General features: G+C 64.1%; 24 protein-coding genes and 1 tRNA gene. 13 read left to right on the top strand and 12 right to left on the bottom strand.

Translation table 11 applies throughout. From position 1 onward, the window contains the following. Window positions 1-12: 12 nt before the first annotated feature. Window positions 13-2,388 carry a hypothetical protein gene (locus tag WN982_RS12905; RefSeq protein WP_341312385.1) on the top strand — a complete coding sequence of 792 codons (2,376 nt, stop codon included), beginning with the start codon at window positions 13-15 and terminating at the stop codon, window positions 2,386-2,388. After that, on the top strand, window positions 2,385-3,539 hold the full coding sequence (locus WN982_RS12900; protein ID WP_341312384.1) for a glycosyltransferase: 1,155 nt from the start codon (window positions 2,385-2,387) through the stop codon (window positions 3,537-3,539). The genes WN982_RS12905 and WN982_RS12900 overlap by 4 nt, the downstream gene beginning before the upstream one ends. Before the next feature lie 53 nt (window positions 3,540-3,592). On the opposite strand, the gene WN982_RS12895 is transcribed toward WN982_RS12900, so the two are convergent. Next, complete coding sequence (locus WN982_RS12895) at window positions 3,593-5,050, bottom strand: oligosaccharide flippase family protein (RefSeq protein WP_341312383.1); 1,458 nt, start codon at window positions 5,048-5,050, stop codon at window positions 3,593-3,595. A gap of 221 nt (window positions 5,051-5,271) precedes the next feature. On the opposite strand from WN982_RS12895, the gene WN982_RS12890 reads away from it, so the two are divergent. From WN982_RS12890 to lepB, 6 genes are all read left to right on the top strand, one after another. Next, window positions 5,272-7,197 (top strand): alpha/beta hydrolase, encoded by a 1,926-nt coding sequence (locus tag WN982_RS12890; RefSeq protein WP_341312382.1) that lies wholly within the window; start codon window positions 5,272-5,274, stop codon window positions 7,195-7,197. Then, complete coding sequence (locus tag WN982_RS12885; RefSeq protein ID WP_341312381.1) at window positions 7,194-8,033, top strand: class I SAM-dependent methyltransferase; 840 nt, start codon at window positions 7,194-7,196, stop codon at window positions 8,031-8,033. Before WN982_RS12890 ends, WN982_RS12885 begins: the two co-directional genes overlap by 4 nt. Before the next feature lie 61 nt (window positions 8,034-8,094). After that, window positions 8,095-8,676, top strand: coding sequence for a flavin reductase family protein (locus WN982_RS12880; RefSeq protein WP_341312380.1), 582 nt, complete (start codon window positions 8,095-8,097; stop codon window positions 8,674-8,676). A 362-nt stretch (window positions 8,677-9,038) separates the two neighbouring features. Next, complete coding sequence (locus WN982_RS12875; RefSeq protein WP_341312379.1) at window positions 9,039-9,758, top strand: FCD domain-containing protein; 720 nt, start codon at window positions 9,039-9,041, stop codon at window positions 9,756-9,758. A gap of 175 nt (window positions 9,759-9,933) precedes the next feature. Next, window positions 9,934-10,923 carry a Gfo/Idh/MocA family oxidoreductase gene (locus WN982_RS12870; RefSeq protein WP_341312378.1) on the top strand — a complete coding sequence of 330 codons (990 nt, stop codon included), beginning with the start codon at window positions 9,934-9,936 and terminating at the stop codon, window positions 10,921-10,923. A 168-nt stretch (window positions 10,924-11,091) separates the two neighbouring features. Next, the gene (gene lepB / locus WN982_RS12865; RefSeq protein ID WP_341312377.1) at window positions 11,092-11,790 is read left to right on the top strand and encodes a signal peptidase I; all 699 of its coding nucleotides are present in this window, start codon (window positions 11,092-11,094) and stop codon (window positions 11,788-11,790) included. Between the two features lie 30 nt (window positions 11,791-11,820). Here the strand turns inward: lepB and WN982_RS12860 are convergent, their stop codons facing one another. The 7 genes from WN982_RS12860 to WN982_RS12830 form a co-directional block, all read right to left on the bottom strand. Further along, the gene (locus WN982_RS12860; protein ID WP_341312376.1) at window positions 11,821-12,480 is read right to left on the bottom strand and encodes an amino acid ABC transporter permease; all 660 of its coding nucleotides are present in this window, start codon (window positions 12,478-12,480) and stop codon (window positions 11,821-11,823) included. A 135-nt stretch (window positions 12,481-12,615) separates the two neighbouring features. Next, the gene (locus WN982_RS12855; RefSeq protein ID WP_341312375.1) at window positions 12,616-13,410 is read right to left on the bottom strand and encodes a cystine ABC transporter substrate-binding protein; all 795 of its coding nucleotides are present in this window, start codon (window positions 13,408-13,410) and stop codon (window positions 12,616-12,618) included. A gap of 115 nt (window positions 13,411-13,525) precedes the next feature. Continuing rightward, entirely contained in the window at window positions 13,526-14,503 is a 978-nt protein-coding gene (locus WN982_RS12850; protein WP_341315783.1) for a quinone-dependent dihydroorotate dehydrogenase, read from the bottom strand. 166 nt (window positions 14,504-14,669) lie between these two features. Then, window positions 14,670-15,491 carry an arginyltransferase gene (locus WN982_RS12845; protein WP_341312374.1) on the bottom strand — a complete coding sequence of 274 codons (822 nt, stop codon included), beginning with the start codon at window positions 15,489-15,491 and terminating at the stop codon, window positions 14,670-14,672. A 126-nt stretch (window positions 15,492-15,617) separates the two neighbouring features. Continuing rightward, a complete protein-coding gene (gene aat, locus WN982_RS12840; RefSeq protein ID WP_341312373.1) occupies window positions 15,618-16,355 on the bottom strand; it encodes a leucyl/phenylalanyl-tRNA--protein transferase in 738 nt (245 codons plus the stop codon). A 9-nt stretch (window positions 16,356-16,364) separates the two neighbouring features. Next, window positions 16,365-16,910 carry an NUDIX hydrolase gene (locus WN982_RS12835; RefSeq protein ID WP_035494591.1) on the bottom strand — a complete coding sequence of 182 codons (546 nt, stop codon included), beginning with the start codon at window positions 16,908-16,910 and terminating at the stop codon, window positions 16,365-16,367. Between the two features lie 485 nt (window positions 16,911-17,395). After that, a tRNA-Met gene (locus WN982_RS12830) sits at window positions 17,396-17,472 on the bottom strand. A gap of 238 nt (window positions 17,473-17,710) precedes the next feature. On the opposite strand from WN982_RS12830, the gene WN982_RS12825 reads away from it, so the two are divergent. Together WN982_RS12825 and WN982_RS12820 are read left to right on the top strand one after the other, a co-directional pair. Next, complete coding sequence (locus tag WN982_RS12825) at window positions 17,711-18,208, top strand: heme-degrading domain-containing protein (RefSeq protein WP_341312372.1); 498 nt, start codon at window positions 17,711-17,713, stop codon at window positions 18,206-18,208. Window positions 18,209-18,212: 4 nt separating this feature from the next. Next, window positions 18,213-18,551 carry a multidrug efflux SMR transporter gene (locus WN982_RS12820; protein WP_341312371.1) on the top strand — a complete coding sequence of 113 codons (339 nt, stop codon included), beginning with the start codon at window positions 18,213-18,215 and terminating at the stop codon, window positions 18,549-18,551. A gap of 33 nt (window positions 18,552-18,584) precedes the next feature. On the opposite strand, the gene WN982_RS12815 is transcribed toward WN982_RS12820, so the two are convergent. Both WN982_RS12815 and WN982_RS12810 read right to left on the bottom strand, forming a co-directional pair. Next, on the bottom strand, window positions 18,585-18,968 hold the full coding sequence (locus WN982_RS12815; RefSeq protein ID WP_341312370.1) for a hypothetical protein: 384 nt from the start codon (window positions 18,966-18,968) through the stop codon (window positions 18,585-18,587). Between the two features lie 71 nt (window positions 18,969-19,039). Next, window positions 19,040-19,237 carry a hypothetical protein gene (locus WN982_RS12810; protein WP_341312369.1) on the bottom strand — a complete coding sequence of 66 codons (198 nt, stop codon included), beginning with the start codon at window positions 19,235-19,237 and terminating at the stop codon, window positions 19,040-19,042. Window positions 19,238-19,481: 244 nt separating this feature from the next. On the opposite strand from WN982_RS12810, the gene WN982_RS12805 reads away from it, so the two are divergent. Then, window positions 19,482-19,907 carry a DUF1488 domain-containing protein gene (locus tag WN982_RS12805; protein WP_341312368.1) on the top strand — a complete coding sequence of 142 codons (426 nt, stop codon included), beginning with the start codon at window positions 19,482-19,484 and terminating at the stop codon, window positions 19,905-19,907. Between the two features lie 64 nt (window positions 19,908-19,971). Here the strand turns inward: WN982_RS12805 and WN982_RS12800 are convergent, their stop codons facing one another. Next, window positions 19,972-20,970 carry an NAD-dependent epimerase/dehydratase family protein gene (locus tag WN982_RS12800; protein WP_341312367.1) on the bottom strand — a complete coding sequence of 333 codons (999 nt, stop codon included), beginning with the start codon at window positions 20,968-20,970 and terminating at the stop codon, window positions 19,972-19,974. Window positions 20,971-21,103: 133 nt separating this feature from the next. Between WN982_RS12800 and WN982_RS12795 the strand changes: the two genes are divergently transcribed. Both WN982_RS12795 and WN982_RS12790 read left to right on the top strand, forming a co-directional pair. Further along, complete coding sequence (locus WN982_RS12795; protein ID WP_341312366.1) at window positions 21,104-21,904, top strand: TetR/AcrR family transcriptional regulator; 801 nt, start codon at window positions 21,104-21,106, stop codon at window positions 21,902-21,904. A 46-nt stretch (window positions 21,905-21,950) separates the two neighbouring features. Next, on the top strand, window positions 21,951-23,081 hold the full coding sequence (locus WN982_RS12790) for an enoyl-CoA hydratase/isomerase family protein (protein ID WP_341312365.1): 1,131 nt from the start codon (window positions 21,951-21,953) through the stop codon (window positions 23,079-23,081). Window positions 23,082-23,170: 89 nt separating this feature from the next. Here the strand turns inward: WN982_RS12790 and WN982_RS12785 are convergent, their stop codons facing one another. Then, on the bottom strand, window positions 23,171-23,596 hold the full coding sequence (locus WN982_RS12785; RefSeq protein WP_341312364.1) for a hypothetical protein: 426 nt from the start codon (window positions 23,594-23,596) through the stop codon (window positions 23,171-23,173). Window positions 23,597-24,035 lie beyond the last annotated feature (439 nt).

Below are 24,035 nucleotides of genomic sequence, written 5' to 3'. Positions count from 1 at the left end.
GCGCCCGTGGTCATGCGACGCATTGCACTAAAAACTTTCGAGCGCCTCGCGTGCGCCGTCGCCTTGGCGTTGCCGGTGGTGGTACTGGTGGCGGAGGGCGGACCGGGCGGCACGATGCTCGGGCCGGCGTTCGCAACTGAAGCGGTGACGGGCGCAGCCACAGTGGCTTCGGCTGCCAAGGCCGCCGCCGACGCGCACGCCACCGCCGCGCATCCGGCGCTGTCGTACCGGACCTCATGGGTCGGCAACACGTGGGGCTACGCGGACCGTCGCTGGGTGCAGATCGATGTGCAGGCGCTCGCCGTCACGCCCGAGGGCGACGTATTCACGAATGCGCCGTGGGACGAAGGCGGCGGCGAGATCGGCCAGTATCGCGATGGTCAACTGGTTCGCCACGGCGGCGAGTCGCACGGCTGGGGCATGATGGGCGGCGACGCGGTCGCCGTGAACGACGACTACGTGTTCGTCGCGCAGACCGTCGTCAGTCTCGGCAACGAGATGGTCAAACATCGGCGTCTGCCGCACGAAGGCGAACAGTGGACCGGCGTGGCGCGCCGCAGCCGCGCCGATATCCGTGACGGCGTGCCGTTCGCCGGCCAGGTAAGCGCGCCGGCCGGCAGCCGTCTGGCGTTTCTGCTGGTCGCCACTTTTTCGAGCAAGGAGGATTACGCAATCCGCGGGCTTGCCGTGGATGCCACCCGGCTCTTCGTGTCGAATCAGCTCGAGAACCGCGTTCAGATCTTCGACGCCCAAACGATGCAACCGGCAGGCGGTTTTCCGGTGCACGAGCCGGGCCGCCTCGCACTCGCGCACGACGGCTCGCTGTGGATCATTGAGGACAGCCGCACAGACGGGGCACAGCGCGTGGTCCACTATGCGCGCAATGGCGTACACCTTGCCGTACTCGCACTGCCGTCACGCGTGGTGCCCGTGGATTTGACGGTGGATACGCGCGGCCGGCTGCTGATCGCCGACAACGGGCCGCGCCAGCAGATCCTGATTTTCACGGCGGCCGGCGCGACTCAGCAGGGAGCGGACATGCATCTGTCGGCAAGCTTCGGGGAAGAGGGCGGCATTTATGCGGGCCGGGCCGGTGCGCCGGGGCCGCGGCGCTTCAATGGACTGACCGGCGTGGGCGTGGATCGGGCCGGCAACATTTATGTTTCGATGAACGGCGCGGGACCGCGTCGCGTCGGTACGGGTCCAGGCACCTACGACGGCGCGCTGATCGAGAGCTATGCGCCGGACGGCACGCAGCGCTTCGGTCTGCAAGGGCTGTTGTTTGTCGACGGGGCGCAGTTCGTCGATGGCGATCCGCCCTCGGTCTATAGCGGCAGCAAGCGCTTTACGCTCGACCTGACGCGCCCGGTCGGCGAGGAGTGGTCGTATGCCGGCTACACCGCCGATCGTTTCCGCTATCCGTACGATCCGTATTTTCATCTGTACCTGGGTGGCCAGCGCGGCATGCCGCTGGTGCGCGATATCGACGGACACCGGCTGCTCTATACGACCGACATGTATTCGTCGTACCTGCGCATCTATCGTTTCACCGCCGATCGCGAGACGGCAATTCCCTCGGGGCTCTTCGCGCAGTCGCGCATCGACGGCGCGTGGCCGCCCAATCAGCCGCGGCAAGGCGAATGGATCTGGCGCGACGTGACGGGCAAGGGCGATTTCTCCGCGGGCGCATTCGACCAGAACACCGGCAGCACCGACGCGCCACCGATGAGGGGGTGGTGGGTCGACAGCCGTGGCGATGTCTGGCAGGGCACCGAATCGCAGGGCATCCGCTGCTTTCCGTTGCAGGGCTTCGACCGCGTCGGCAATCCCATCTACCGCTACGCGTCGATGCGGCAGTATCCGCCGCCCGCGCCGTTCTACCGGATCGCGCGCCTGAATTACTTTCCCGCCGACGACACGATGTTCATCTCCGGCTCGACGCCGATGCATCCGTTTGTTCAGGACAACTGGAACAGCGCGGGTTCGCGACTGGCCCGTTACGACCGTTGGAAGAGCGGCAAACCAGTGTTGCGTTACGTGATCGAGTTGCCCGACCGGAGCGCGCCCGACTGGTTGTCGATCAACGGCTTCGCGGTGGCGGGCGACTACATCTTCGCGGTCGAGAACAGAAGCGCGTTCGTGCGCGTCTACGACCGCGCCACCGGACGCGATGCCGGCCGTCTTGAACCGGGTAAGGAAGTGGGCTCGACGAGCGGCTGGACCGACGTGCCGATGCCGATTACCGCCCATCGCCTCGCCTCGGGAGAATACCTCGTGCTGGTCGAGGAAGACGAGCACGGCAAAGCGCTGATGTATCGCTTTACGCCCCAGACGGCGCCGCTGGCGGCGGTCCCTCCCAACTCAAGAGACGTTGCAGCGACCCCATGAAAATCATTCATCTTGCCAATCACGCGCAGCGTATCGGCAACGGCATCGTCAACGTGATGATCGACCTCGCCTGCATGCAGGCGCGTGTCGGCCACGACGTGACGGTGGCGACGGCCGGTGGCGGTTTCGAAGACCTGCTGGCACGGCACGGCGTGCGTCACGTGTTGCTCGCGCAATCGCCCCGGCCGTCGCGCGTGCCCGCGATGGTCGCCGGCTTTAATCGGCTGGTCGCGCAGTACGACCCCGACGTCGTGCACGCGCACATGATGACCGGCGCGTTGATTGCGCGCTTTGGCGCGCTGCGGCGGCGCTTCGTGCTCGTCACGACGGTGCACAACGAGTTCCAGAAGAGCGCCACGCTGATGCGCGTCGGCGACCACGTCGTGACGGTCAGCGCTGCCGTGGCTGTAGCGATGGCGCGGCGCGGCATACCTCAGGAACGTCTGAGTGTCGTACGCAACGGCACGGTCGGCACGCCGCGTCTCGCGGACCAGCCGGTCCCCGCGTTGCCGCGGTTGGCTCATCCCTGCGTCGTCACGCTGGCAGGCATGTACGAACGCAAGGGCATCCGCGATCTGCTGCATGCTTTCGCGCTGCTGCGCGAGCGTGTGCCCGACGCGGCGCTGTATCTCGTCGGCGAGGGGCCCGATCGCGCCGCGATGGAGGCGCTTGCGCAGCAACTCCGGATTGCGCAGCATGCGCACTTCGAGGGTTTCGTTGCCGACCCGCGCGCCTATCTCGCGCAAGCCGACGTTTTCGTCCTGGCGTCGCACAACGAGCCGGCCGGACTGGTGCTGTGCGAAGCACGCGAGACGGGATGCGCGATTGTGGCGACCCGGGTGGGCGGCATTCCGGAGATGCTCGACGACGGTGAGGCCGGTCTGCTGGTGCCGCCTCGCAATCCGCACGCATTGGCCGAGGCGCTCGGGCTGCTGTTGACCGATTGCGTTGCGCACGCGGCGCTGGCGGCGCGGGCGCCGCAGAACCTCGAAAAGTTCAGCGTAGAGGGGGTGAGCGATGGCTATCTGTCGGTCTACGAACGCACACTTGCAAGCTGCCGGCCGCGCCGCTTTGCCGCCATCGCCACGCGCAGCGTCGCCGCGCCCAACATCGCGGTGCCGGATACCGTCACGCGGTCACGCGCGTCGTGATGTGGAGCGATGTAACGAGAAGCGGGCCTGAACCGCCTGCTTCATTTGATTCACTAACTGGTTGACAGCGTCACGCGCATCCAGAGCTTATAGACGAGATTCCTGAGATCGCTGGATCCGTGCAGCGACAGACCCAGATTCGCAGCCGCGAGAGCGAGCGCGGAGGCGGCGAGCGTCGGCCACGCGGTGATCGAATCGGCGAGCCCCAGCGCGACGAGCAGGAACGCGAGGTGGGTCAGCATGTTGCGCACGATCGACCAGACATGCAGCCGTGCAAAATACAGAAACGCGGCGTAGTCGGACAGCGCCTTGATCGCGACGACGATACCCGCGCCCATGATCCCGAACCAATGGATCGCGAACCACAGCGCGCCGGCGAACACCGGCAATTGAAGCCAGCTGACGCAGGCCACATAGGCTGGCTTCGTCTGCGCCTGAATCAGAATCCCCAGAATGCCCGACTGGCCGCTCAGCCACACGCCCAGCACGAGCACGCTGGCGACCGGCGCCGCTGCCGCCATCGCCGGCCCCAGCCATAGCACCAGAAAGGGTTTGAGCGCGAACAGCGCGACGATCACGCACGGCGTGAACGTGCCGTTCAGAAACGCCAGGGCGCTGCGCGCCAGTGCGTCTGCGTCGGCGCGCGAGACTGCCGAGAGGCGCGGGAACAAGGTGCGCACCATCGCGACCGGCAACAAATTCAGACGCGTGATGAGGTTCTGCGGCGTTGCGTAGTAGGTCACGAAGCGCGCGCCGAGCAGTGCGCCGACCAGCACCCGGTCGAGCGTCGACGCAAGCATGCCGGCGCCGGAAAACAGCAGCATCCAGCGGCCATAGCGAAAGAGTTCGGCCATCACGCGCCACCGCGGCATCCGCACATGGCGAATCCCGAGCGCGCGGAACGCGGCCGCGCCGAGCATCGCGCCGGCCACGAAGCGCGCCACGACGGCCGCCGGAATCACCACCGCGAGCGACGGCGTGAAGCAGAAGATGGCCGCGAGCGGCAACAGTTGAAACAGCGCCGTGCCGACGGTCTGATTGATGTTGAAACTGGTGAAACGTTCCACCCCGTTGATTGCGCCGGCAAAGACCCACGAGACGTTTGCGATCGGCACGGCCACCGCGATCCAGGGCAGGCTGGCCATCACCTCGCGCTGAAACGCGGGTTCGATCTTCACCCCATGCGTGATGTAGAGGAACGTGCCGAGGTAGACCATCAGGCCACCCGCCATGCCGGTCCCCAGATTCATGAACCACGCGCTCCAGAAGATGCGCTCGATCGAATCGTCATTAGCCGCGCGCGCCTTGGAGATCTGATTTTCGGTCGCGAGACTCGTACCGAGATCGAGCACGCCGAAGTAGCCGATGAGCGCCCATACCAGATTGATCACGCCATATCGCTCGACACCCATCAGGTGGATATAGGCGGGCACAGTGACGAGTGAGATAAACGTCGGAGCGACTGCTCCTGCGAAATTGACGATGATGTTCTTGACGATACTTTTTTCCATGGAACGCTGGGCGGCCTCGGTGATTGCGCGGGGTGCGTAGATGGTGCGCCAGTTCGTCTGAAAAATGTGTGCGCGTGCGTACAGATACGCGTGGCGGGCGGCAGTTTAATGATCGACGTATACGGCGCCGCGCTCCTTGCGGACGCCGGCATAAAAAACAACATGACGGCCCGTGCTCGGGTGAGCGAGGCGCCGCACGCGGCCATCTGCGAAGGAAGACCATGAGACCTGTCGTCTTCGACGACTGCTTTGGCTGGCTGCATCCAGCGGCCGGCAAGCAGGGTGTCGTCCTGTGCAATCCGTTTGGGTATGACGCTCTATGTACGCATCGTGGCTGGCGCAAGCTTGCCGAACGCATCGCTGCCGCGGGTATGCCGGCGTTGCGCTTCGATTACCCAGGTGCGGGCGATTCGGCCGGCACGGAAGATGACGCCCAACGTGTCGATGCGTGGCTCGACAGCATCGCCGCCGCGACCCGCCGTTTGCGCGAATGGACCGGTGCGACGAGCGTCTCGCTGGTGGGCCTGCGTCTCGGCGCAACGCTGGCGGCGCTGGCCGCGCAACGGCTCGGCGATATCGACGCTCTGGTGTTGCTGGCGCCGCCGATTATCGGCCGCAACTATCTACGTGAGCTGCGCGCGCATCGCCAAAGCTGGCTCAGCACGCCCGCAGGCATGAACGCCGACCCGATCGCCGATCCCGATGCTTATGTGGAGGCGTTCGGCTTCGGCCTGCACGGCGGCGATATCGCGCGCATCGGCGCATTGGATCTGAGCAGCGACACGACCAGGCCCGCGCGGCGCGTGCTGCTGCTCGATTCCAGCGACCGCCGCCGCGCAGATGCGCTGGCCGAACACTATGCCGCCAATGGTGTGAGCGTGGAGCGCGGTTGCTTCGACGAGTGCGATCGCTTCGTGATCGAAGCGCTGTATAGCGAAGAACCGGTCGCGGCGTTTTCACGCGTCGCGCAATGGCTGCTGGAAGGGGCGAGCGTCGCCGACGCAACCGGCGCGGCAGATCAGTCAGAGACCCCGCACCTTCTCGACGCATCGCCTTTGGCTTTGCCCGAACTCACGCTCACGCTGGATAACGCCGTCGAGCGGCCCATCGTGTTCGGCAACTACTTCGGTATTTACTGCGAACCGCTCGTCCCCAGTATGGACACGAACGGCCTGGCTCCGCCCGCGATGCTGTTCGTCAACACCGGCGCGAGCCACCACATCGGCGATGGACGCATCTTCGTGCTGTTCGCGCGGCGGCTGGCGGCGCTCGGCATCGCGTCATTACGCATGGACCTGAGCGGACTCGGCGACGCCGCGCCGGCGGCCGAGACCATCACGCTCGACACGATCTATTCCGATACCTCGTGCAACGATGCGGCCGCGGGCGCCGACTGGCTGGCCGCGCACGGCCATGCGCGGGTCGTCACATTCGGCGTGTGCGGCGGCGCGTTCGTCGGGCTGCATGCGTGCGCGCGCCATCCGAAGATCGTCGGCGGCTTCGGCGTGAACCTGCAGAAGTTCATCTGGGACGGCGCGGCCCGCGAGCCGGGCGCGCAGCAATTCGCTTCGTCGAAGGTCTATTGGCGTTCGGCTCTCACAGGCGCGAAATGGTCGCGCGCGCTGCACGGCCAGAGTCATCCGCTGCGGATCGCGAGAGTGCTCGGCAGGCGCCTCACGCGGCGTTGCTGGCTCGCCGCTATCGGCTGGATCGAACATCGCACCGGTTGGCCGCTGATTCGCAACGAGGTGCGCGACATCGTCTGCACGCTGCACGCGAAGGGTGTGCAGATGCGGCTCGCGTACGGCGAGTTCGACGTCGGCCTCGATGAAGCGCGCGTGCAATTCGGCGCGCGGCTGGGCGCGTTGCTGCGCTATCCGCGCGTGCGCGCGGTCACGCTGCCCAAACTCGATCACGCGCTGTTCACGCGCCCCGCGCGCGAAGCGGTCATGGCCGACGCCGAAAAGTGGCTGTTCGCCGACGTGATCCGCGCGGCCGTTCCCGCCGCCTTTGCACGGGCTTCAACCGATACCGCCGGCGCAATGACGCCGGCGCTTTTCCAGCATCAGTCCGTGAGTGCGCCGACGGCTGGAGCAACGGGTTCCCGAACCCCGGCGCATCCCTGCCTCGACGGAGTACGCCCGTGAATACACAGTTGCAGTCCGAGTTGGACCGCGTCAATCGCATCGCGTGGAATTCGCCGGATGCGACGCGCGAATTCACCACTGAAAAGACTTTCTCCGACCCGGGCGAACAAGCGGCCTTCGATTGGATCGGGCCGCGTTGCGCGGGCCAGCCGTTGCTCGATATCGGCATTGGCGCGGGCCGCACGATTCCGTTGATGACCGCGATCTCGAGCGACTACACCGGCGTCGACTACACGCTGAAACTGCTGGAAATGGCGAAGGCACGCTATCCCGGCCTGGATTTGCGGCACATGGATGCACGCGACATGTCGGCGCTTCCGTCCGCGCATTACGGCCTGGTCGAGTTCAGCTGGAACGGCATCGATTGCGTCGACTACGACGACCGCGTGAAGATTCTCAAAGAGATGTACCGCGTGTTGCGGCCAGGCGGCTACCTGCTGTTCTCGACGCACAACCGCGGCGGACCGGGCTATAGCGAGAACCTCTGGCAACTGCTGCCGGAATTCACGTTCAATCCGCTCAAGCTCGGCTGGCGCACGTTGCGCTCGCTGCGGCGCTTCCAGCTCGGCACGTTGAACTATATGCGCAACGTGCGGCTGAATCACGACTATGGCAGCTACGCGCTGAAGACGGCGGCGGCGCACAACTTCGGCATTGTGATCGTCTATACGACGCTCGCCGAACAGCGCCGGCAACTCGCCGAGGTCGGCTTTCAGAGCGATGCGGTGTTCGGCAGCTGCGAAGGCGAGCGCATTCCCGACGACGTGGAAACCAGCAGCGCCTGGTGGTTTCACTTCATCGCGCACAAACCGGTCGCCGCATGCCGCTTCGACTGATTGCCGGGTCGAGGCTAAGCAGATCACATCCAATCAGATTGAACAGCGAAGGAGGGCGGCAATGCAGGCCCGGGCACTTCAAACTGACAGCCGGCAAGGGCCGGCCGGCGGCCCGGCGGCTGGCGAGCCGGCCGACCTGGACGCGGCCAGCTTCGACGCGGTCGGCTTCGACGAGCGCCGCTTTCGTCATGCGCTGGGGCGCTTCGCAACCGGCGTAGTGGTGATTTCGACCGGCAGTGGCGACCGGTTGCACGCGATGACCGCCAACGCCTTCATGTCGGGTTCGCTCAAGCCGCCACTGATCGTGGTGTCGGTTGGGCATCGCGCGCGCATGCACGAGCGGTTGATGGCGAACACGCTGTTCGGCGTCAGCGTGCTGTCCGACGCACAGGAGCCGCACAGCCGTCACTTCGCCGGCGAGCCGCAGACCTGGCTCGCGCCGCGCTTCGCGGCGGTCGACGGCTTGCCGGAGGTGGTATTGCTCGAACACGCGGCGGCGCGCTTCGCGGCGCGGATGGTGGACCGTCATCCATGCGGCGATCACACGCTGTTCGTCGGCGAAGTGCTGGTGTTCTCACTCGATGAACACGCGCCGTTGATCTTTTTTGGCGGGCGTTACGCGTCGGTCGCAACGAGCGCCTAGTGAGCGGAGCGTCGTTGCAGATCTGCTTAAATCCGCTCGCGCTTCGCGCGCCTGCCTTCTCCGCACGCGCCGGGTGTTGCGGATTCGCCTATTCGTCTCACTACGTGCGTCTTCGCACGATGCAAATTTTGCAACGCAGGCACGCTTGTGACGCAAGCTTATGGCCCGTCAAACCGTGCTGCGTTACAAAGAAGAAACAATTCCTCAGAGGGATAACCCTGTCAGGAAGTGTCCCAACTGGCGCAACTGGTTTGAAGCTAGCAACGTATCGTAAATGTAATCGAAACGCATAAAAAACGACACACGAGGGCCGCTTGATCAACAGGCTACGCGGGGGCAAACACCGCTTCGGGGAGAGTGTCATGGAACAGGCAAACAAGGATCGATCGCTGGTGAGCAAAGTCATGGACGGGCTCGTCACGGGCATCGTCGAAGAAAAGTACGGCGCGATCCTGCCTCCGCAGGATGTGCTGTCGAAGGAGTTCGACGTCAGCCGGACGGTGATGCGCGAGGCGCTCTCAATGCTGCTCGCGCGCGACATGCTGGACGTGCGGCCGAAGATCGGCACGCGCATCCGGCCGATGAGCGATTGGCGCATGATCGACGAGGACGTCGTGAACTGGCGCTTTCGCGCGAAGCCCGATCCGCTGTTTCTGCGCGACGTGATCGAGTTTCGCATCCTGATCGAACCGCGCGCGTCGGCGCAGGCGGCCGCGCGCGGCAGCGCGGCCGACATCGCGGCGATTCGCGAGGCGTTCGAGGCGTTCCGTGTGATCCGGCCGGGCGAGGCTGGCTATCAGGACGCCGACGAGCTGTTTCACACGCGCATCGTCGTCGCCAGCGGCAATCAGTTCTTCAAGCAGATGGCGGCGATCATTCGCGGCGCGCTGTCGACCGTCAACCCCATCGTCAACCAGAAGGAAGGTCTCTGGGAGAAGGCCATCGCCACGCATCAGCGCGTGATCGAAGCGATCGAACGGCGCGATCCGAAGGACGCGGAACTCGCGTCGCTGGCGATGATCGACTACTCCACGGAAGAGCTCGGCAGTACCTTTTCGCACGAACCACCGGTACGCGGCTGAGCGTGGCCGCTGCGGCGGCGCATCGGCCGCGGTCTGGTTCAATGGCCTGCGAGACCTTGTGTAAGTAACGAACGGCGCGGCACGGCGTGGTTATATGTCCACACTGGCGCGCGGCATGCGCGACAATAGCGCCTGTTCTGAACTGCACGGACTCGAAGGAACGATGACAATCGCCATGGAACAAGCCCCTTCGGGGGACACCGTCATTCGCTGGGGTATCGTCGGGACGGGTCGCATCGCCCGTCGTTTTGCTCAAGGTCTCGCCCATGTACCGCACGCGCAACTGAGCGCGCTGTGGTCGCGTCGCGCCGGGCCGGCCGCCGCCTTTGGCGCTGAATTCGGCGGCGAGGTCTGCGCGAGTTTCGAGGCGCTGCTCGCAAGCGGCATCGACGCGCTCTATATCGCCACCCTCCAGGACAGCCACGCCGACTACGCGATCGCCGCGCTGCAAGCCGGTCTGCACGTACTGTGCGAAAAACCCGCCACCATCAACGCGCCGCAGCTCGAACGCGTGCTGAGCGCCGCGCGCTCCGCGCAGCGGCTCTTCATGGAGGCGATGAAGCCGCCGTTCTATCCGCTCTACAGAAAGTTGCGCGCGCATCTGGATGCCGAGCCGATTGGCGAGGTGGGTCTCGTGCGTGCCGGCTGTTCGGTGCCGGGCGTGCCGGCCGGTCACCCGTCGCTGTCGTTCGAGCATGCGGGCGGCGCGTTGCTCGACATCGGCATCTACGAGATATTTCTGGCGATCGACTGGCTCGGCGCACCGCGCGACGTGCAGACGCTCGGGCGGCTCGGGTCCACCGGCGTCGATACCTTTGCGAGCCTCAATAGCCGGCACGAGCGTGGAATCGCGCAGCTATTTTGCGGGCTCGATCTGCATGGCAAGGGGGATGCGCTGTTGATGGCCAAAAGCGGCCACGTGACGATCCACGAGCCGTGGTGGAACCCGTCGCGCGCGACGATCCGTTACGCCGACGGCCGCGTGATCGAACTCGACGAGCCATTCGAAGGCGGCGGTCTGAACTACGAGACCGCGCATTTCTGCGAGCTGATTCGCGCCGGCCAGCTGGAAAGCCCGCTGATGCCGCACGCCACTTCGTTGCAGATGATCGCGATGGCCGATGCCGCGCGCGCCGCGCTGGGGCTCAAATTCGCGGGCGAATGACGTGTGCGCGCTGGGGCATGACAGGAACACGACGGATGCATGACTGGCAACCGAGGTAGCCGCGTTGCTTCCAGTGGCGGTGGTACGATTTGCAGCGGGCATGCGGATTCGAACAAACGGGTTCGCATGATCGCAGCTTTCGAACACCTTCCATTGGAGTCACCTTCGATGCGCATGCTTGGAAAATTGTGGCGCGACAACAAGAGCCTCGTCGCGTTTCTGTTCCTGATGGTGCTGTTCCGCAGCGCCGTGGCCGACTGGAACGTCGTGCCGAGCGGCTCGATGCTGCCCACTATCCGCGAAGGCGACCGCATCTTCGTCGACAAGATGGCCTACGATCTGCGCGTGCCGCTGACCCACATCGCGATCGCGCATCTGCACGATCCGCAGCGCGGCGACATTGTCACGATCGATTCGTCGGCGGCGCATGAGCTGATCGTCAAGCGTCTGATCGGTTTGCCGGGCGACCGCGTCGCGATGCGCGACAACGTGCTGTACGTGAACGGCGTGCGGGCCGATTATCAGCCGCTGAAACTCGCGCCGTTACCGGGCGACGCCGTGTCCCCCGGCGACTATCTGACCGAACGCTTCGACGGCGTCGCGCATACGGTGCGGCTTTCGCCTGAAGCGCCGAGTCCGCGCAACTCGTTCGGGCCGGTGGTCGTGCCGCAAGGCGAGTATCTGATGCTCGGCGACAATCGCGACGACAGCGCCGACTCGCGCTACTTCGGCTTCTTTCCGCGCAAGGAACTGATGGGCCGCACGCGTCACGTCGCGTTTTCGCTGGACCCGGACCGCTACTACATACCGCGCTTCGAACGCTTCGGCGCGTCGCTGGATGCTACGTCGTCGGTCGCCAGCCGATAGACCAACCGGTAAGCGGCGAGATACGGGTGCTCAGTGCCGCGACGGCAGCGCAAGACGCCGTTCGTACCAGCGCTGCACCCATTCCAGCATCTGACACAGCACCCAGTAGACCGCGGCTGCCGCGAGATACAGCGGCAGCGGCTGATAGGTCGACGCGATGATCTCCTGTGCGCTGCGCAGCAGTTCAGTCACGGTAATCACCGACACCAGCGACGTATCCTTGATCAGGCTGATCAGGCTGTTCGACAGACTCGGCACGGCAATGCGCAAGGCCTGCGGCGCGATCACGTAGCGCAGCGTCTGACGCCGCGACAGACCGAGGCTATACGCGGCCAGCCACTGGCCCTTGTGAATGCCGAGAATCGCGCCGCGCATGCTCTCCGACAGGTACGCCGCCACGTTCGCCGACAACGCGATCACGCCGGCAGGCGTCGGGTCGAGCGAGATGCCGAGGCTCGGCAAACCGTAATAGATCACGAAGATCTGCACCAGCAGCGGCGTGCCGCGCATCAAGCTCACGTAGACGCGCGCGATCCAGTTCAGCACGCGGTTGTGGCTGATCCCCATCACCGCGAGCACGGCGGCCGCGAACAGGCCGAAGATCATCGACAGAACCGCGAACTTGACCGTCAGGACGGCGCCCTGTGCGAGCACAGGAAGCGATTGGACGAGCAGGGAAGTGGTGGGCATGAGCGGTGGTCTGGTTGGCGCGGCAAAGCGCACATCATAAACGTGGGCGGGCGTTCTCTAGCGAGCAGGCGAACCGGCAGAAAAGCGAAGGGCGGCATCATTGACGATGCCGCCCTTCGTTTCATCAAGCGCGCTTTACTTGATCGGCTTGCTGATGTCGATGCCGAACCACTTGTCCGAGATCTTCGTGAACGTGCCGTCCGCTTCGAGCTGGGTCATCGCGTCGTCGATCGCCTTGGCGAACTTCGGATTGCCCTTCCTGAACGGGATGCCCGACGGGTTGCCCGCGCCGACCGTGGCGCCCGTGCGCAGCGGCAACTGCGAGTTCTTCATCAGATACGCGAGCATCAGGCGGTCGTTGAGCGCCGCATCCAGCCGCCCGGCGGCCAGATCGCGCAGATATTCAGGCGCGCCCGGATACGTTTTCACGTCGATGCCCGGCACCGACTTCGCCATGTCCATGTAGTTCGTGCCGAGACCGACGCCGAGCTTCTTGCCCTTCAGATCGTCGAGCGACTTGAACTGGCGCGTGTCGTCCTTACGCTGGATCAGTTGCGCGGCCGAGTACGTGTAGGCCGGCGAGAAGTCGAGCGCCTGCTTGCGTGCGTCCGTGATGCCGACCTGGTTGACGATCACATCGAACTTGCCCGCCTGCAGACCGGCGATGATGCCGCTCCATTCGGTCGTGACGAATTCCGGCTTCACGCCGAGCTTTGCAGCGACGGCCTTGGCGACGTCGACGTCATAGCCGACCAGTTCGCCCGACGGCGCTTTCGAGTTGAACGGCGGGAAGGTGCCTTCGAGACCGACGCGCAGCGTGCCGCGTTGCTTGACCTGGTCGAGCAGGTCGTCCGCGTGGGCAGTCACGGAAGTGAACGACGCGCCGATCAGGCCGGCTACTACGATCTTTTTCAGCAAGCCAAATTTCATCGTGTTCCTTTTATTCGAGGCGTTTTAACAGACGAAAGCATAACAAAGCAGACTATCGAAGCTTAAATACTGTTTGTTTATGTCTATATTCTGATGCGACCCGCATCGCGCAGTGTTAGCGCAGCGCTTGCGCGCATTCGGCCACCAGCGCCGGGCCGCGGTAGATGAAGCCGGTATAGAGCTGCACCAGCGACGCGCCGGCGGCCAGCTTCGCGCGTGCATCGTCACCCGAGAAAATCCCGCCCACGCCGATGATCGGCACCGCCTCGCCGACTTCGGCGCGCAGCTTGCGGATCACTTCGTTCGACGCTTCGAACACCGGCTTGCCCGACAGGCCGCCGGCTTCGTCGCCGTATTGCATGCCGGTGACGGCGGTGCGCGACAGCGTGGTGTTGGTGGCGATCACGCCTTCGAATTGGTGGCGCAAGAGCGTATCGGCGATCGACTTGATCTGTTCGTCGTCGAGGTCCGGTGCGATCTTCAGCGCGAGCGGCACCAGTTTGCCGTGCAGGTCGGCCAGACGCTGCTGTTTGTCTTTCAGCGCGGCGAGCAGCGCGTCGAGCTCACCTGCGCCTTGCAACTGGCGCAGATTCTTCGTATTCGGCGACGAGATGTTGACCGTCACATAGCTCGCGAACGGGTACACGCGTTCGAGGCAGTACAGATAGTCTTCGGCGGCGCGTTCGATCGGCGTGTCGGCGTTCTTGCCGATATTCAGCCCGAGCACGCCGCGATAGCGCGCGGCCTGCACGTTCTTGACGAACTGGTCGACGCCGGCGTTGTTAAAACCCATCCGGTTGATCACGGCGTTCGCTTGCGGCAGGCGGAACATGCGTGGGCGCGGATTGCCCGGCTGCGCGCGCGGCGTGACCGTGCCCACCTCGATGAAGCCGAAGCCCAGCGCGGCGAGACCGTCAATGCAGGCGCCGTCCTTGTCGAGGCCGGCGGCGAGCCCCACCGGATTGCGGAATGTCAGCCCCATCACGGTGCGCGGCGCATCCGGCACGCGCGGCGCGAGCGTGCCCGCGAGGCCGGCGCGGCCGGCGGCGCTGAGAATGCGCAAGGTCAGGTGGTGAGCGTCTTCCGCGTCCATGCGAAAGAGTTGGGCGCGTACGAGCGGGTAGAGGGAACTGAACACGGGACGAAGCCGGGCGGCCGGAAAATGGGAACCCGCTATTTTACCGGCTTTGGGGCATTAATGAGACCAACTGGAAGGTGGGTGGCGGCCTATCTCCGGCTATCTCCGGCGCCCGTTGCCGTTACGGCCGAAGCGGTCCGCGTTTGCCACGGATCGCCAGGTCCACCGGCGGCAGATCGACGCTCGCTGGATCGAGCACTTGCCAGGCACCGTCGATCAGGCCTTCGAGCGGCCGGAAATTCGCCTTGTACGCCATCTTCGGACTCTCGCGAATCCAGTAGCCGAGGTACACGTACGGCAGCTTGAGGCTGCGCGCCTGTTCGATCTGCCAGTAGATGTTGTAGGTGCCGAAGCTGCTGTGCGGCAGATCCGGCTCGAAGAACGTGTACACCGACGAGAGCCCGTCGCCGAGGATGTCGATCATGCTGATCATGCGCAGGATGCCCGGCGCTTCGGGATGATCCGGCACCGGTTCGCGAAACTCGACGAGCCGCGAGTTGATCCGGCTTTGCAGCAGGAACTGTTCGTATTGATCGCGGCTGTCGCGATCCATGCCGCCGCCCGCATGCCGCGCCGACTGGTAGCGCATGTAAAGCGCATAGTGCTCTTCGTCGTAATGGAGCGGTGCGACGGTGGCGATCAGCTCGCCGTGCTTTTTCCAGACGCGCCGCTGTGTGCGGTTCGGCTCGAACTGGTCGACCGGCACGCGTACCGGCACGCAGGCGCGGCAACCGTCGCAATACGGACGATAGGTGAACACCCCCGAGCGCCGGAAGCCCGCTTTGACGAGGTCGGTATAGACGTCGGAGTTGATCAGATGGCTGGGGGTGGCGACTTGCGAGCGCGCGATGCGTCCATCCAGATAGCTGCAGGGATAGGGCGCCGTTGCATAAAATTGCAGCGCGGAAAGCGGAGAAAGAGGCAGCTCGTTGGGATGAGTCACGTTGGCAGCTCTCGATGCGTCTCTGGTAATGCAAACCCGGCGCGCCTTGCGGCTCGTGACCCGCGGCTCGGTAGGCAGCGGATCCGGATTCGGCCTGATTTTTCCTGATGCGTCCTGGTTCGTCAGTTACGCCGCCGGCGCGACCACATCGAGCAACACGGTCTTGTCGAAGCGCCAGGGAATCGGCTCCGCGTCGACAGACGCGCGAACATGCGCGATGAACGCTTTGCGCGCTATCTCGCGACCGCCCAGCGACGCCAGATGCGACGTGTTCTGCTGGCAGTCTATCATTTCTATTTCGTGACGGCGCAAGTGTCCGACCAGAGCGGCCAGCGCCATTTTCGATGCATCGGTGACGTTCGCAAACATCGATTCGCCGAAGAACATCCGGCCGAACGACACCCCGTACAAGCCGCCTACGCGCTTGCCTTCGAACCAGGTTTCGATGCTGTGCGCGTCACCCACCCGATGCAGCGACGAATACGCTTCGACCACGTCGGCCGTAATCCACGTGCCGCGCTGACCGCGCCGCGGCGCCTGCGCGCAGGCGCGCATCACGGCGGCGAAATCGTGGTCGACGCGGATTTCCCACGCGTCGTCACGCAGGACGCGCTTCAGCGTTTTGCGCAGCGACGGCGACACCTTGAACTCGGCGGGGCGCAGGATCATGCGCGGGTCGGGGCTCCACCACAGCACCGGCTGGCCGTCTGAATACCAGGGGAAGATGCCGCGCCGATAGGCGTCGATCAGCCGCGACGGCAGCAGATCGCCGCTCGCGGCGAGCAGGCCGGGTGCGCCGCTTGTCGCGCCGAGCGCGCGCTCGACGGACGGAAACGGATCGTCAGGTCCGAGCCAGGGAACCATGCGCGCCGCTCAACCTTCGCGCAGCGAGCGGAAGATATCGCCCGTGTGCAGGCCGAAGCTGCCGGCGGCGCGGTCAGCGAAGAAAAAGCGCAGGGTCTGGCCGACCGTCGGGAAGGCGATCTCGTCCCACGGAATCTCGTGTTCCTCGAAGAGCTTGACCTCGAGGCTTTCCTCGCCCGCGGCGACGTCGAGATCGAGCAGGCGCGCCATGTAGAACAGATGCACCTGATGCACGTGCGGCACGTTCAGCAGCGAGAACAGGTTCTGCACTTCGACGCGGGCGCCGGCTTCTTCCAGCGTCTCGCGCGAGGCCGCTTCGGCCGTCGTTTCGCCCATTTCCATGAAGCCTGCGGGCAGCGTCCAGTAGCCGTAGCGCGGTTCGATCGCGCGACGGCACAGCAGCACTTTGTCGTCCCAGACCGGGACGGTGCCGACCACGTTGCGCGGATTCTGATAGTGCACCGTGCCGCAACTGCCGCATACGAAGCGCTCGCGGTTGTCGCCCGGCGGAATGCTCAGGCTGACGCCGTGGCCGCAGACAGAACAGAATTTCATAGGAAGGGGACGAGAAAAGGTGATAGGAGTTTATCACTGGGGCGGGGGTTTTCTGCGGGCCGGAAATGGCGGTGTGCCGGTGGTGGCGCGAAGCGAGCAGCGCGCTTTGCGCGGTGGGCGCCGTTCGGACTGTTGTGCCCCAGGCCGATCGGCTAACGCTGCCGATTTTCTGTGTGACTGGGAGTCGATCGTTGTCGTGTTCGGCTGGCGCGGTGCGGGCGCCGATTGCTGCGAGCGAACGGAGTACATATCTGTTTGGACTGCTGATAAAAAAGAGGAGGGTGAATCGATGCGATTGGCCGTCGACGTGCAAGCAGCGTCGCTTCTTGCGACATGCCGAATCGGAGCGTTTTGGTGTTGGGCTGACTACCGGAACTGACTACGGGAAGGAAGGGCGGAACAAATGCGCGACAGAAAACAAAAAAGGCCTGCCGGTTGGGCAAGCCTTTGATGTTGTTTTCGACGTTTCGAACCGTTGAGATACTTGGTTGCGGGGGTAGGATTTGAACCTACGACCTTCGGGTTATGAGCCCGACGAGCTGCCAGACTGCTCCACCCCGCGTCCGTCGAAGAAAAGATTATAGAACAAAGCGTATGCCGATGCAATAGCTATTTAAGAATGGACTTCATACCGACACAAATGCGAGGCTTGTGCGGGCCCTCGAGGTCGCGGCTCGCATGGCCGGCGTCGCGTGCCGGAAGTCCTTCATAAGGCGCTGCGCTAGAATTCAGGTTCTTCTCGCGGCGCCCTTCGTTATGCAATGCGGCGTGAGCTTCACCTCTTACCTTGCTCTTACCCCATGGATATCGCTCACGATCTGCAGTCGATTGCCGCTCAGGAAAAAGCGCTGGTGTTCCCCCAATTCGATGCTGACCGCGCGTGGCAGGTCGGTGCGTATCTGCATGAGATCGCCAAGGCGCGTGGTATCGCGGTGGCTATCGACGTGCGCACCTTCGGCCAACCGCTCTTCTTCAGCGCACTCGAGGGCGCGACGCCCGACAACGTCGATTGGGTTCGCCGCAAGAACAACACGGTCGCGCACTTCCGCCGTAGCTCGTACGCGATCGGCCTGAAGATGCAACTGGCGGGCAGCACGCTCGCCGAGAAGCACGGCTTGCCGGCCACGGAATACGCATCGCACGGCGGCGCGTTTCCGTTGACGGTAGCGGGTGCCGGCGTGATCGGCTCGGTGACCGTTTCAGGCTTGCCGCAGCGCGCCGATCATGAACTGGTGGTGGAAGCACTGTGCGCGCAACTTGGCCACGACTATAGCAAGCTCGCGCTTGCAAATGCGTGAGGCGATGCGGATGCCTCCTTATGCATTGCTCGCCATAGCCATTGTCGCCGAAGTGATCGCGACCTCCGCGATGCGAGCGTCGGAAGGATTTTCACGGCTGCTGCCCGCAGCGGTGGTCGTGCTCGGCTATGGCATTGCGTTCTATTGCCTGTCGCTCACGCTTAAGAGTATTCCCGTCGGCATCGTCTATGCGGTGTGGTCCGGCGCCGGCATCGTGCTGATTACGCTGGTCGCGGTCGTCATGTACCGCCAGGTGCCTGACGTGCCGGCCGTCATTGGGCTTGGGCTGATCGTTGCCGGTGTCGCCGTGTTGAATATGTTCTCGAAGATGCAGGCGCACTGAAGCCCGCGCAAACGTACGGCCACATGTTGCTCGTTATTTGCAGCGCACGATCATCGAACGGTTTTTCACGTTGGCCGACACGACGTTCGTGATGCTGCCGCCAGCCGCGCCGCCTTCGTCGTTGTCTTTCGAAATGATGTCGTAGCCGGTCGCGCCGCATGCTTTGCCGGCTTGCACGTAGCACGAGGCCCAGCTGGAGGCGGCGTCCGCGCCGCTGCAATTCACCGCAAAGCCGGTTTGGCCATTCGGCAGGTTGATCAGCGAAGTGGTGTTCGATGAGGCGCACGCGCCAAGACCGGCGCTGAGCAGTAGTGCGGCGGGTAGGGCGGCAGAAAGGGATCTCAGGCGGGCCAGAACAAGGGCCGCGCGGCTGGGTCGGAAGCGGCCGGAGCGGCGCAGGTACGTCATGAAATGCATCGTGATTGTTCCCTTTCTAATGGGTGTCGAGAGTCTGTGATAGTTCGCCGCGCACGGCGAGGGCAGTGTCTTCACTGCCCGGCCGTCTCGATCGTGATGCCGGCCGCGCTGACTATCCGGCGGCTTTCCGCGCCCTCTTCAGTGGCCGCGTCTTCCCAGATGCTGATGGCTTTCGGAATGTCGATGCCGTGATTTTCGGCGTAAGCAAACCATTGGTTTGCGGCATCCGGCTCGGGCAGTTCGTGGTTTTGCAGAAAATATTTTCCCATATCGCGCTCACTGAACTCGAATTTGCGTCAGCACAGGCTGTGCCGATGACGCTGTTCGACCGGAGCAAGCGGCACAAGTGCCACTCGATTTATCGATTCGTGTCGATACGCACGCTGAACTTATCGGCTCGCGAAGCGCAACACTTAACTATCGTGAGCGCATGCGTGTGAACCGTCCGCGCGGCGCCCGCCTGCGTCGAACAGGCCGCGCGCGAGGATGTCGACCGCCGCCCGGAGGCAGTTGATGGCGGCGCGAGACGTGCAGGAAGGCAACTCGGGAGACTGGACCGTGATCCAGCCGGGCGAGTACCATATCGACGTTCTCCGAAGCTGGCCTGTTTGCGCCGGCGTCCGTCTTCTACCGGATACTTCTGATGAGGCGACCATGGAAATTCGGTTTCCCGCGGACGCGCCCGCTTACCGCGACTCCAATCTGACTGTCGTGTTTCCCGCGCTGGTCGATGGCGAACCCGTGCCGTGCGCGATCTCGGTCGAAGCGCTCGAAGATCACTTCGGCGCCTACACCGAGGATCTCGAAGGCTGGATGCGCGCGTTCGACGCCGGACGTCCGCACATCGAGGCGGTCGCGCGCGAACATCTGCAGATCAGTAACGGCACGCCTGTGCTGCTCAAGAGCGGCCACTTTCCGCCTGGCAACGTCGCGGGCTGATACAGGCTGACATACACGCCTACGCACACTTACATACACCTGCGCTCGCAAAAACCTGGCGCGACTAAGCAGGTTTCGCCGTGGTCCGGTCTGTCGCAGCAGTTGCCGAGGCCGCTTCGCGCGCTGCGGGGAATGACTGCCGGATACCGTCTTCGTACGAGGTCTTGGCGATAGATCCGATCAACGTACTCAACGCGGTGTCGTCGAGCACTACGGGGTCCGTCATCAGGTAATTCATCTCCACCAGCTCCCGCATCAGCGGATTGAACAGGCCGAGCACGCGCAACAGGGTCTTGCCGGCCACCGTCAACTTCGGCTCGCGGCCCGCCAGCGCATACGCCTGTTTGGCCACTTCACGCTGCGTGATCGTGCCGGCGCCGGCCAGGTGCCACCAGCGGCCGTAGGCTTCGGACGTACGCGTCAGTTTCTCGACCACCGGCCCGATGTCCGGCAGGTAAATGAATTCGTGCGGCACATCCACCGGGCCGATCATCTGCGCGCGCTTACCGTGAGCGGCGCCCTCGAACACGCCGTTCAACAGACTGCGCTCGATGCCCGGACCGTAGAAGTCGGGCAGGCGCAACACCAGCGTCGACAAGCCGTCGCGGCCGTGTGCCGCCAACACCAGATTTTCCTGTGCGAGCCGCATCTTGCCTTTGAAGGTGTGCGGCTCGCGCGGATGATTTTCGGTGATGGGGTTGCCGCGCGCGCGGCCGTACGGATACACCGTGCCGATCAGAATAAAGCGCTCGACGCCTGCCGCCGTCACGCCGGCAAGGGTCTTTTCCATCAACGGCGGGTGCGAGGCGAATTGATCGTAGGGCACGCCGACCAGATAGATGACCGTTTGCAACCCGGCCGCCGCCGCGGTGATCGAAGCCGCATCGTCGGGATTCCACGTGACGATTTCCGCGTGCGGATCCTGGCCGAAGGCCGCCTCGAGCGGCTTGTGCGAGCGGCCGACCACGCGATAATCCCGGCCCGCCGCGCTCAGCGCCGCCGCAATGCATTGACCGGCCGCGCCCGCGGCATCGAATAAACCCACTTTTCCTGTGACTTGCATGACGACCCCTTGAGGCGGCGGCAGAGCGCGCCGGGCAGACCTGATTGATCCAGGTAAATTTTATGAACGCCGTTCAGTAAACAGCGTTCAGTTTAATTTGACTTTTCAGTTTGTCAACCCGAAAATGTGCTTCATGGGAATCACCGAACGAAAAACTCGCCAGAAACAGGCGCTGCGCGAGCGCATCCTCGATGCGGCGCGGCGCATCGTCATGCGTGAAGGCTTTGCTGCGTTGTCGATGCGCAAGATCGCCGACGCCATCGAATATTCACCTGCCACGCTGTATCTTCATTTCGCGAGCCGCGACGAGATCGCTCAGGCGTTGTGCGCGGAAGGTTATGCGCAATTGCTCGAGACCTTCGTGCCGCTTGCGCAGATCGCCGATCCGGCTGAACGACTCAAGGCGCTCGGGCGCGCTTATGTGGCGTTCGGCGTTGCGCATCCGGAAACCTACCGGCTGATCTTCATGGAAGATCCGAGCTACACAGGCGCCGCGCTCGGCGGCGTTGCCGCGCCGGCTGCATCGGCTGACATTGCGCCAGTGGAAGAGAGCGGCACACCGCTCAAAGCAGACGACGATCCCGGAGACGCCTCGTTGCGCATCATGATCGTCGCGCTCGAGGAGTTGAAAGCAGCGGGGCGCTTGCCCGCATCGGTGGACGTGGCGGTATGGGCCGAGGCTTTCTGGGCGACCATGCATGGCATCGTCGCGCTTAATCTCACGTGCCCGGTATTTCCGAGCGCGCCGCTCGACACGGTAGTGGACGTTGCGCTCGATGCATGGCTCGGCGCGCGGCACGCGGCAGAGCCGCAGGCCGAACCGGCGGCGCAGCAACCCGCAGCAAAAAACACGCGCGCCCGCAAACAGTCCACCGAAGCACGTACCGAATCTTCCGCACAGTTGTCCACCAGGCCCAAAGCGGCGAGCGCGTGATAACGTTCAGTTCCGATTCACTTCTCGCCCGCGCGCTTAGCTCCCTATGTCCAGTTCCGCCTCGCCCGCCGTCAGCGACGAAGTCGCGACCTACGTAGCCAACCGCATCGGTTTCATCGAACTGGAGCGCCCGAAGGCGCTCAATGCACTGTCGACCGGCATGATTCGGGCGATGCACGCGGCGCTCGACCAGTGGCGCGAAGATCCCGACGTGCTCGCGGTGGTGGTGCGCAGCCAGCATCCGCGCGCTTTCTGCGCGGGCGGCGATATCCGCTTTCTGTACGAGTCGGCGCAGCGCGGTGAACACGACGTGCGCGATACGTTTTTCATCGAGGAATACCGGCTCAATCATGCGATCTTTACGTATCCGAAGCCGTATATCGCGTTGATGAACGGCGTCGTGATGGGCGGCGGGGTGGGCATTTCGCAGGGGGCGCATCGCACCGGCGGTCTGCGCGTCGTGACCAACTCGACCAGAATGGCGATGCCGGAGACGCGTATCGGACTCTTCCCCGATGTCGGCGCGAGCTGGTTTCTGTCGCGCACACCGGGCGCGCTCGGCCGCTATCTGGCAGTGACCGGCGAGACGATCGGTGCGGCCGACGCGCTCTACGCAGGTCTCGCCGACGCCTATATCGACGATTCAGCGCTGCCCGCGCTAGTCGATACATTGCGCAGCGAACTGTTCGAACGGGGTTCCGACGTGGTGGCGTGCATCGAGCGCGAGACCCGCTCGCATCGAGTCGTGCCGAATCCGGAGGACTCGTCGCTCGCGAGCACACGTGCGCTGATCGACCGGCATTTTGCGTTGCCCGATGTCGTGCAGATACTCGCGTCGCTCGAACGGGAAAGCGAAGGCGATGCCGCCGAATGGGCGGAGCAGACGATCGGCGTGTTGCGCGAGCGTTCGCCCTTGTCGATGGCGGTGTCGCTGGAAGTGGTGACGCGGGCCGAGGGTTCGATGGCGGACGTGCTGCGCTGCGATCTCGATCTGACACGCACGTGCTTCGAGCATGGCGACGTGATCGAAGGGATTCGCGCGCGCATCATCGATAAGGATAACGCGCCGCGTTGGCGCTTCGCGCGCATCGAAGACGTCAGCGCCGCTGACGTGGAGAAGATGTTCGAAAGCCCGTGGCCGGCAAACGAACATCCGCTACGTGATCTGCACGGCTAAGAGGAAGTCAGGACGGCGGTAAAAACGATGCCGGTGCCCGCATCGGCATAGCCTTGCAATCGAGCGTAAAGACGACGCTCAATCCTCGCTCAGTCCTCGTCTTCGCCCGCCATGAACGCTCGCATGAACACCAGCGCGCCCCAGCCCCACATTGCGTTCGCCGCGAAACCCACCGCGAGCCGCGGCAGCATGTTGCCGCTCGGCCAGATGCCGCGCAGCGGATCGACCACAAACACGCTCGCCGCCGTCAGCACAATGCCGCCGAACACGAAGGCCGGCACCCACGGCGCGCGCCGTTCGGGCGCGACGCGCAACAGCCACGCCATCAGCACCGCCCAGAACGCGCTCCAGATTGCGTTCGCAATGAACTCAGGCAACCCGAGCGGCAAAAACGGCGCGGTCGAAAAACCAGTCGGGTCGATCAGCCCGGCTGCGTGCAGCAGCGCGAGCGTCGATTCGTGAAAGAACAGGGAAGCCAGGAAACCGGCGACGAACGGCAGGATAAGTTTTTGCATGCATGCACCGCGAGAGATCAGGCGGCGCGGTTCGCGCGGCCTGCACCGGATTATTGGAAATGTGCGCCATTATATATAGGGCCACCCCGAGGGCCACCCCGAGGACCATCCGCTTTCACGCGTGCGCAACGCGCGCCAGCCGTATGCTTTAGCGTCGGGCTAATCACGAAAGTGGAAAACCTAAGCTAAAAAAAATCGTTCAAAAGCCACGGCCCGATCCATAGACTGTTTCTCCATGCAGACGGCGTTGCCGCCGTTGCCCATTTAATCGAGCGCATGACGCGCACGTTTGGTCGAGGGAAGCCGTCGCGATGTCCTGCCTGATGCCGATCTTCACCAGCCCCACGGCGCACGCGCGCCAGCGGTTGCGCTGTCGGAACCAGACCGCGCTAAACCACGCTAAACCGCGTTGAGTTGTGTAATTCCGCCCCTTTTGCGA

It is taken from the genome of Paraburkholderia sp. IMGN_8 (assembly GCF_038050405.1).
Lineage (GTDB): Bacteria > Pseudomonadota > Gammaproteobacteria > Burkholderiales > Burkholderiaceae > Paraburkholderia.
This window is presented reverse-complemented; position numbering and strand designations above follow the sequence as displayed.

Coding starts and splice junctions, on each gene's coding strand:
- WN982_RS12905 (WP_341312385.1), top strand. CDS start 13: ATGCGACGCATTGCACTAAAAACTTTCGAGCGCCTCGCGTGCGCCGTC.
- WN982_RS12900 (WP_341312384.1), top strand. CDS start 2,385: ATGAAAATCATTCATCTTGCCAATCACGCGCAGCGTATCGGCAACGGC.
- WN982_RS12895 (WP_341312383.1), bottom strand. CDS start 5,050: ATGGAAAAAAGTATCGTCAAGAACATCATCGTCAATTTCGCAGGAGCA.
- WN982_RS12890 (WP_341312382.1), top strand. CDS start 5,272: ATGAGACCTGTCGTCTTCGACGACTGCTTTGGCTGGCTGCATCCAGCG.
- WN982_RS12880 (WP_341312380.1), top strand. CDS start 8,095: ATGCAGGCCCGGGCACTTCAAACTGACAGCCGGCAAGGGCCGGCCGGC.
- WN982_RS12875 (WP_341312379.1), top strand. CDS start 9,039: ATGGAACAGGCAAACAAGGATCGATCGCTGGTGAGCAAAGTCATGGAC.
- WN982_RS12870 (WP_341312378.1), top strand. CDS start 9,934: ATGGAACAAGCCCCTTCGGGGGACACCGTCATTCGCTGGGGTATCGTC.
- lepB (WP_341312377.1), top strand. CDS start 11,092: ATGCGCATGCTTGGAAAATTGTGGCGCGACAACAAGAGCCTCGTCGCG.
- WN982_RS12860 (WP_341312376.1), bottom strand. CDS start 12,480: ATGCCCACCACTTCCCTGCTCGTCCAATCGCTTCCTGTGCTCGCACAG.
- WN982_RS12855 (WP_341312375.1), bottom strand. CDS start 13,410: ATGAAATTTGGCTTGCTGAAAAAGATCGTAGTAGCCGGCCTGATCGGC.
- WN982_RS12850 (WP_341315783.1), bottom strand. CDS start 14,503: ATGGACGCGGAAGACGCTCACCACCTGACCTTGCGCATTCTCAGCGCC.
- aat (WP_341312373.1), bottom strand. CDS start 16,355: ATGGTTCCCTGGCTCGGACCTGACGATCCGTTTCCGTCCGTCGAGCGC.
- WN982_RS12835 (WP_035494591.1), bottom strand. CDS start 16,910: ATGAAATTCTGTTCTGTCTGCGGCCACGGCGTCAGCCTGAGCATTCCG.
- WN982_RS12825 (WP_341312372.1), top strand. CDS start 17,711: ATGGATATCGCTCACGATCTGCAGTCGATTGCCGCTCAGGAAAAAGCG.
- WN982_RS12820 (WP_341312371.1), top strand. CDS start 18,213: ATGCGGATGCCTCCTTATGCATTGCTCGCCATAGCCATTGTCGCCGAA.
- WN982_RS12815 (WP_341312370.1), bottom strand. CDS start 18,968: ATGCATTTCATGACGTACCTGCGCCGCTCCGGCCGCTTCCGACCCAGC.
- WN982_RS12810 (WP_341312369.1), bottom strand. CDS start 19,237: ATGGGAAAATATTTTCTGCAAAACCACGAACTGCCCGAGCCGGATGCC.
- WN982_RS12805 (WP_341312368.1), top strand. CDS start 19,482: ATGGCGGCGCGAGACGTGCAGGAAGGCAACTCGGGAGACTGGACCGTG.
- WN982_RS12800 (WP_341312367.1), bottom strand. CDS start 20,970: ATGCAAGTCACAGGAAAAGTGGGTTTATTCGATGCCGCGGGCGCGGCC.
- WN982_RS12795 (WP_341312366.1), top strand. CDS start 21,104: ATGGGAATCACCGAACGAAAAACTCGCCAGAAACAGGCGCTGCGCGAG.
- WN982_RS12790 (WP_341312365.1), top strand. CDS start 21,951: ATGTCCAGTTCCGCCTCGCCCGCCGTCAGCGACGAAGTCGCGACCTAC.
- WN982_RS12785 (WP_341312364.1), bottom strand. CDS start 23,596: ATGCAAAAACTTATCCTGCCGTTCGTCGCCGGTTTCCTGGCTTCCCTG.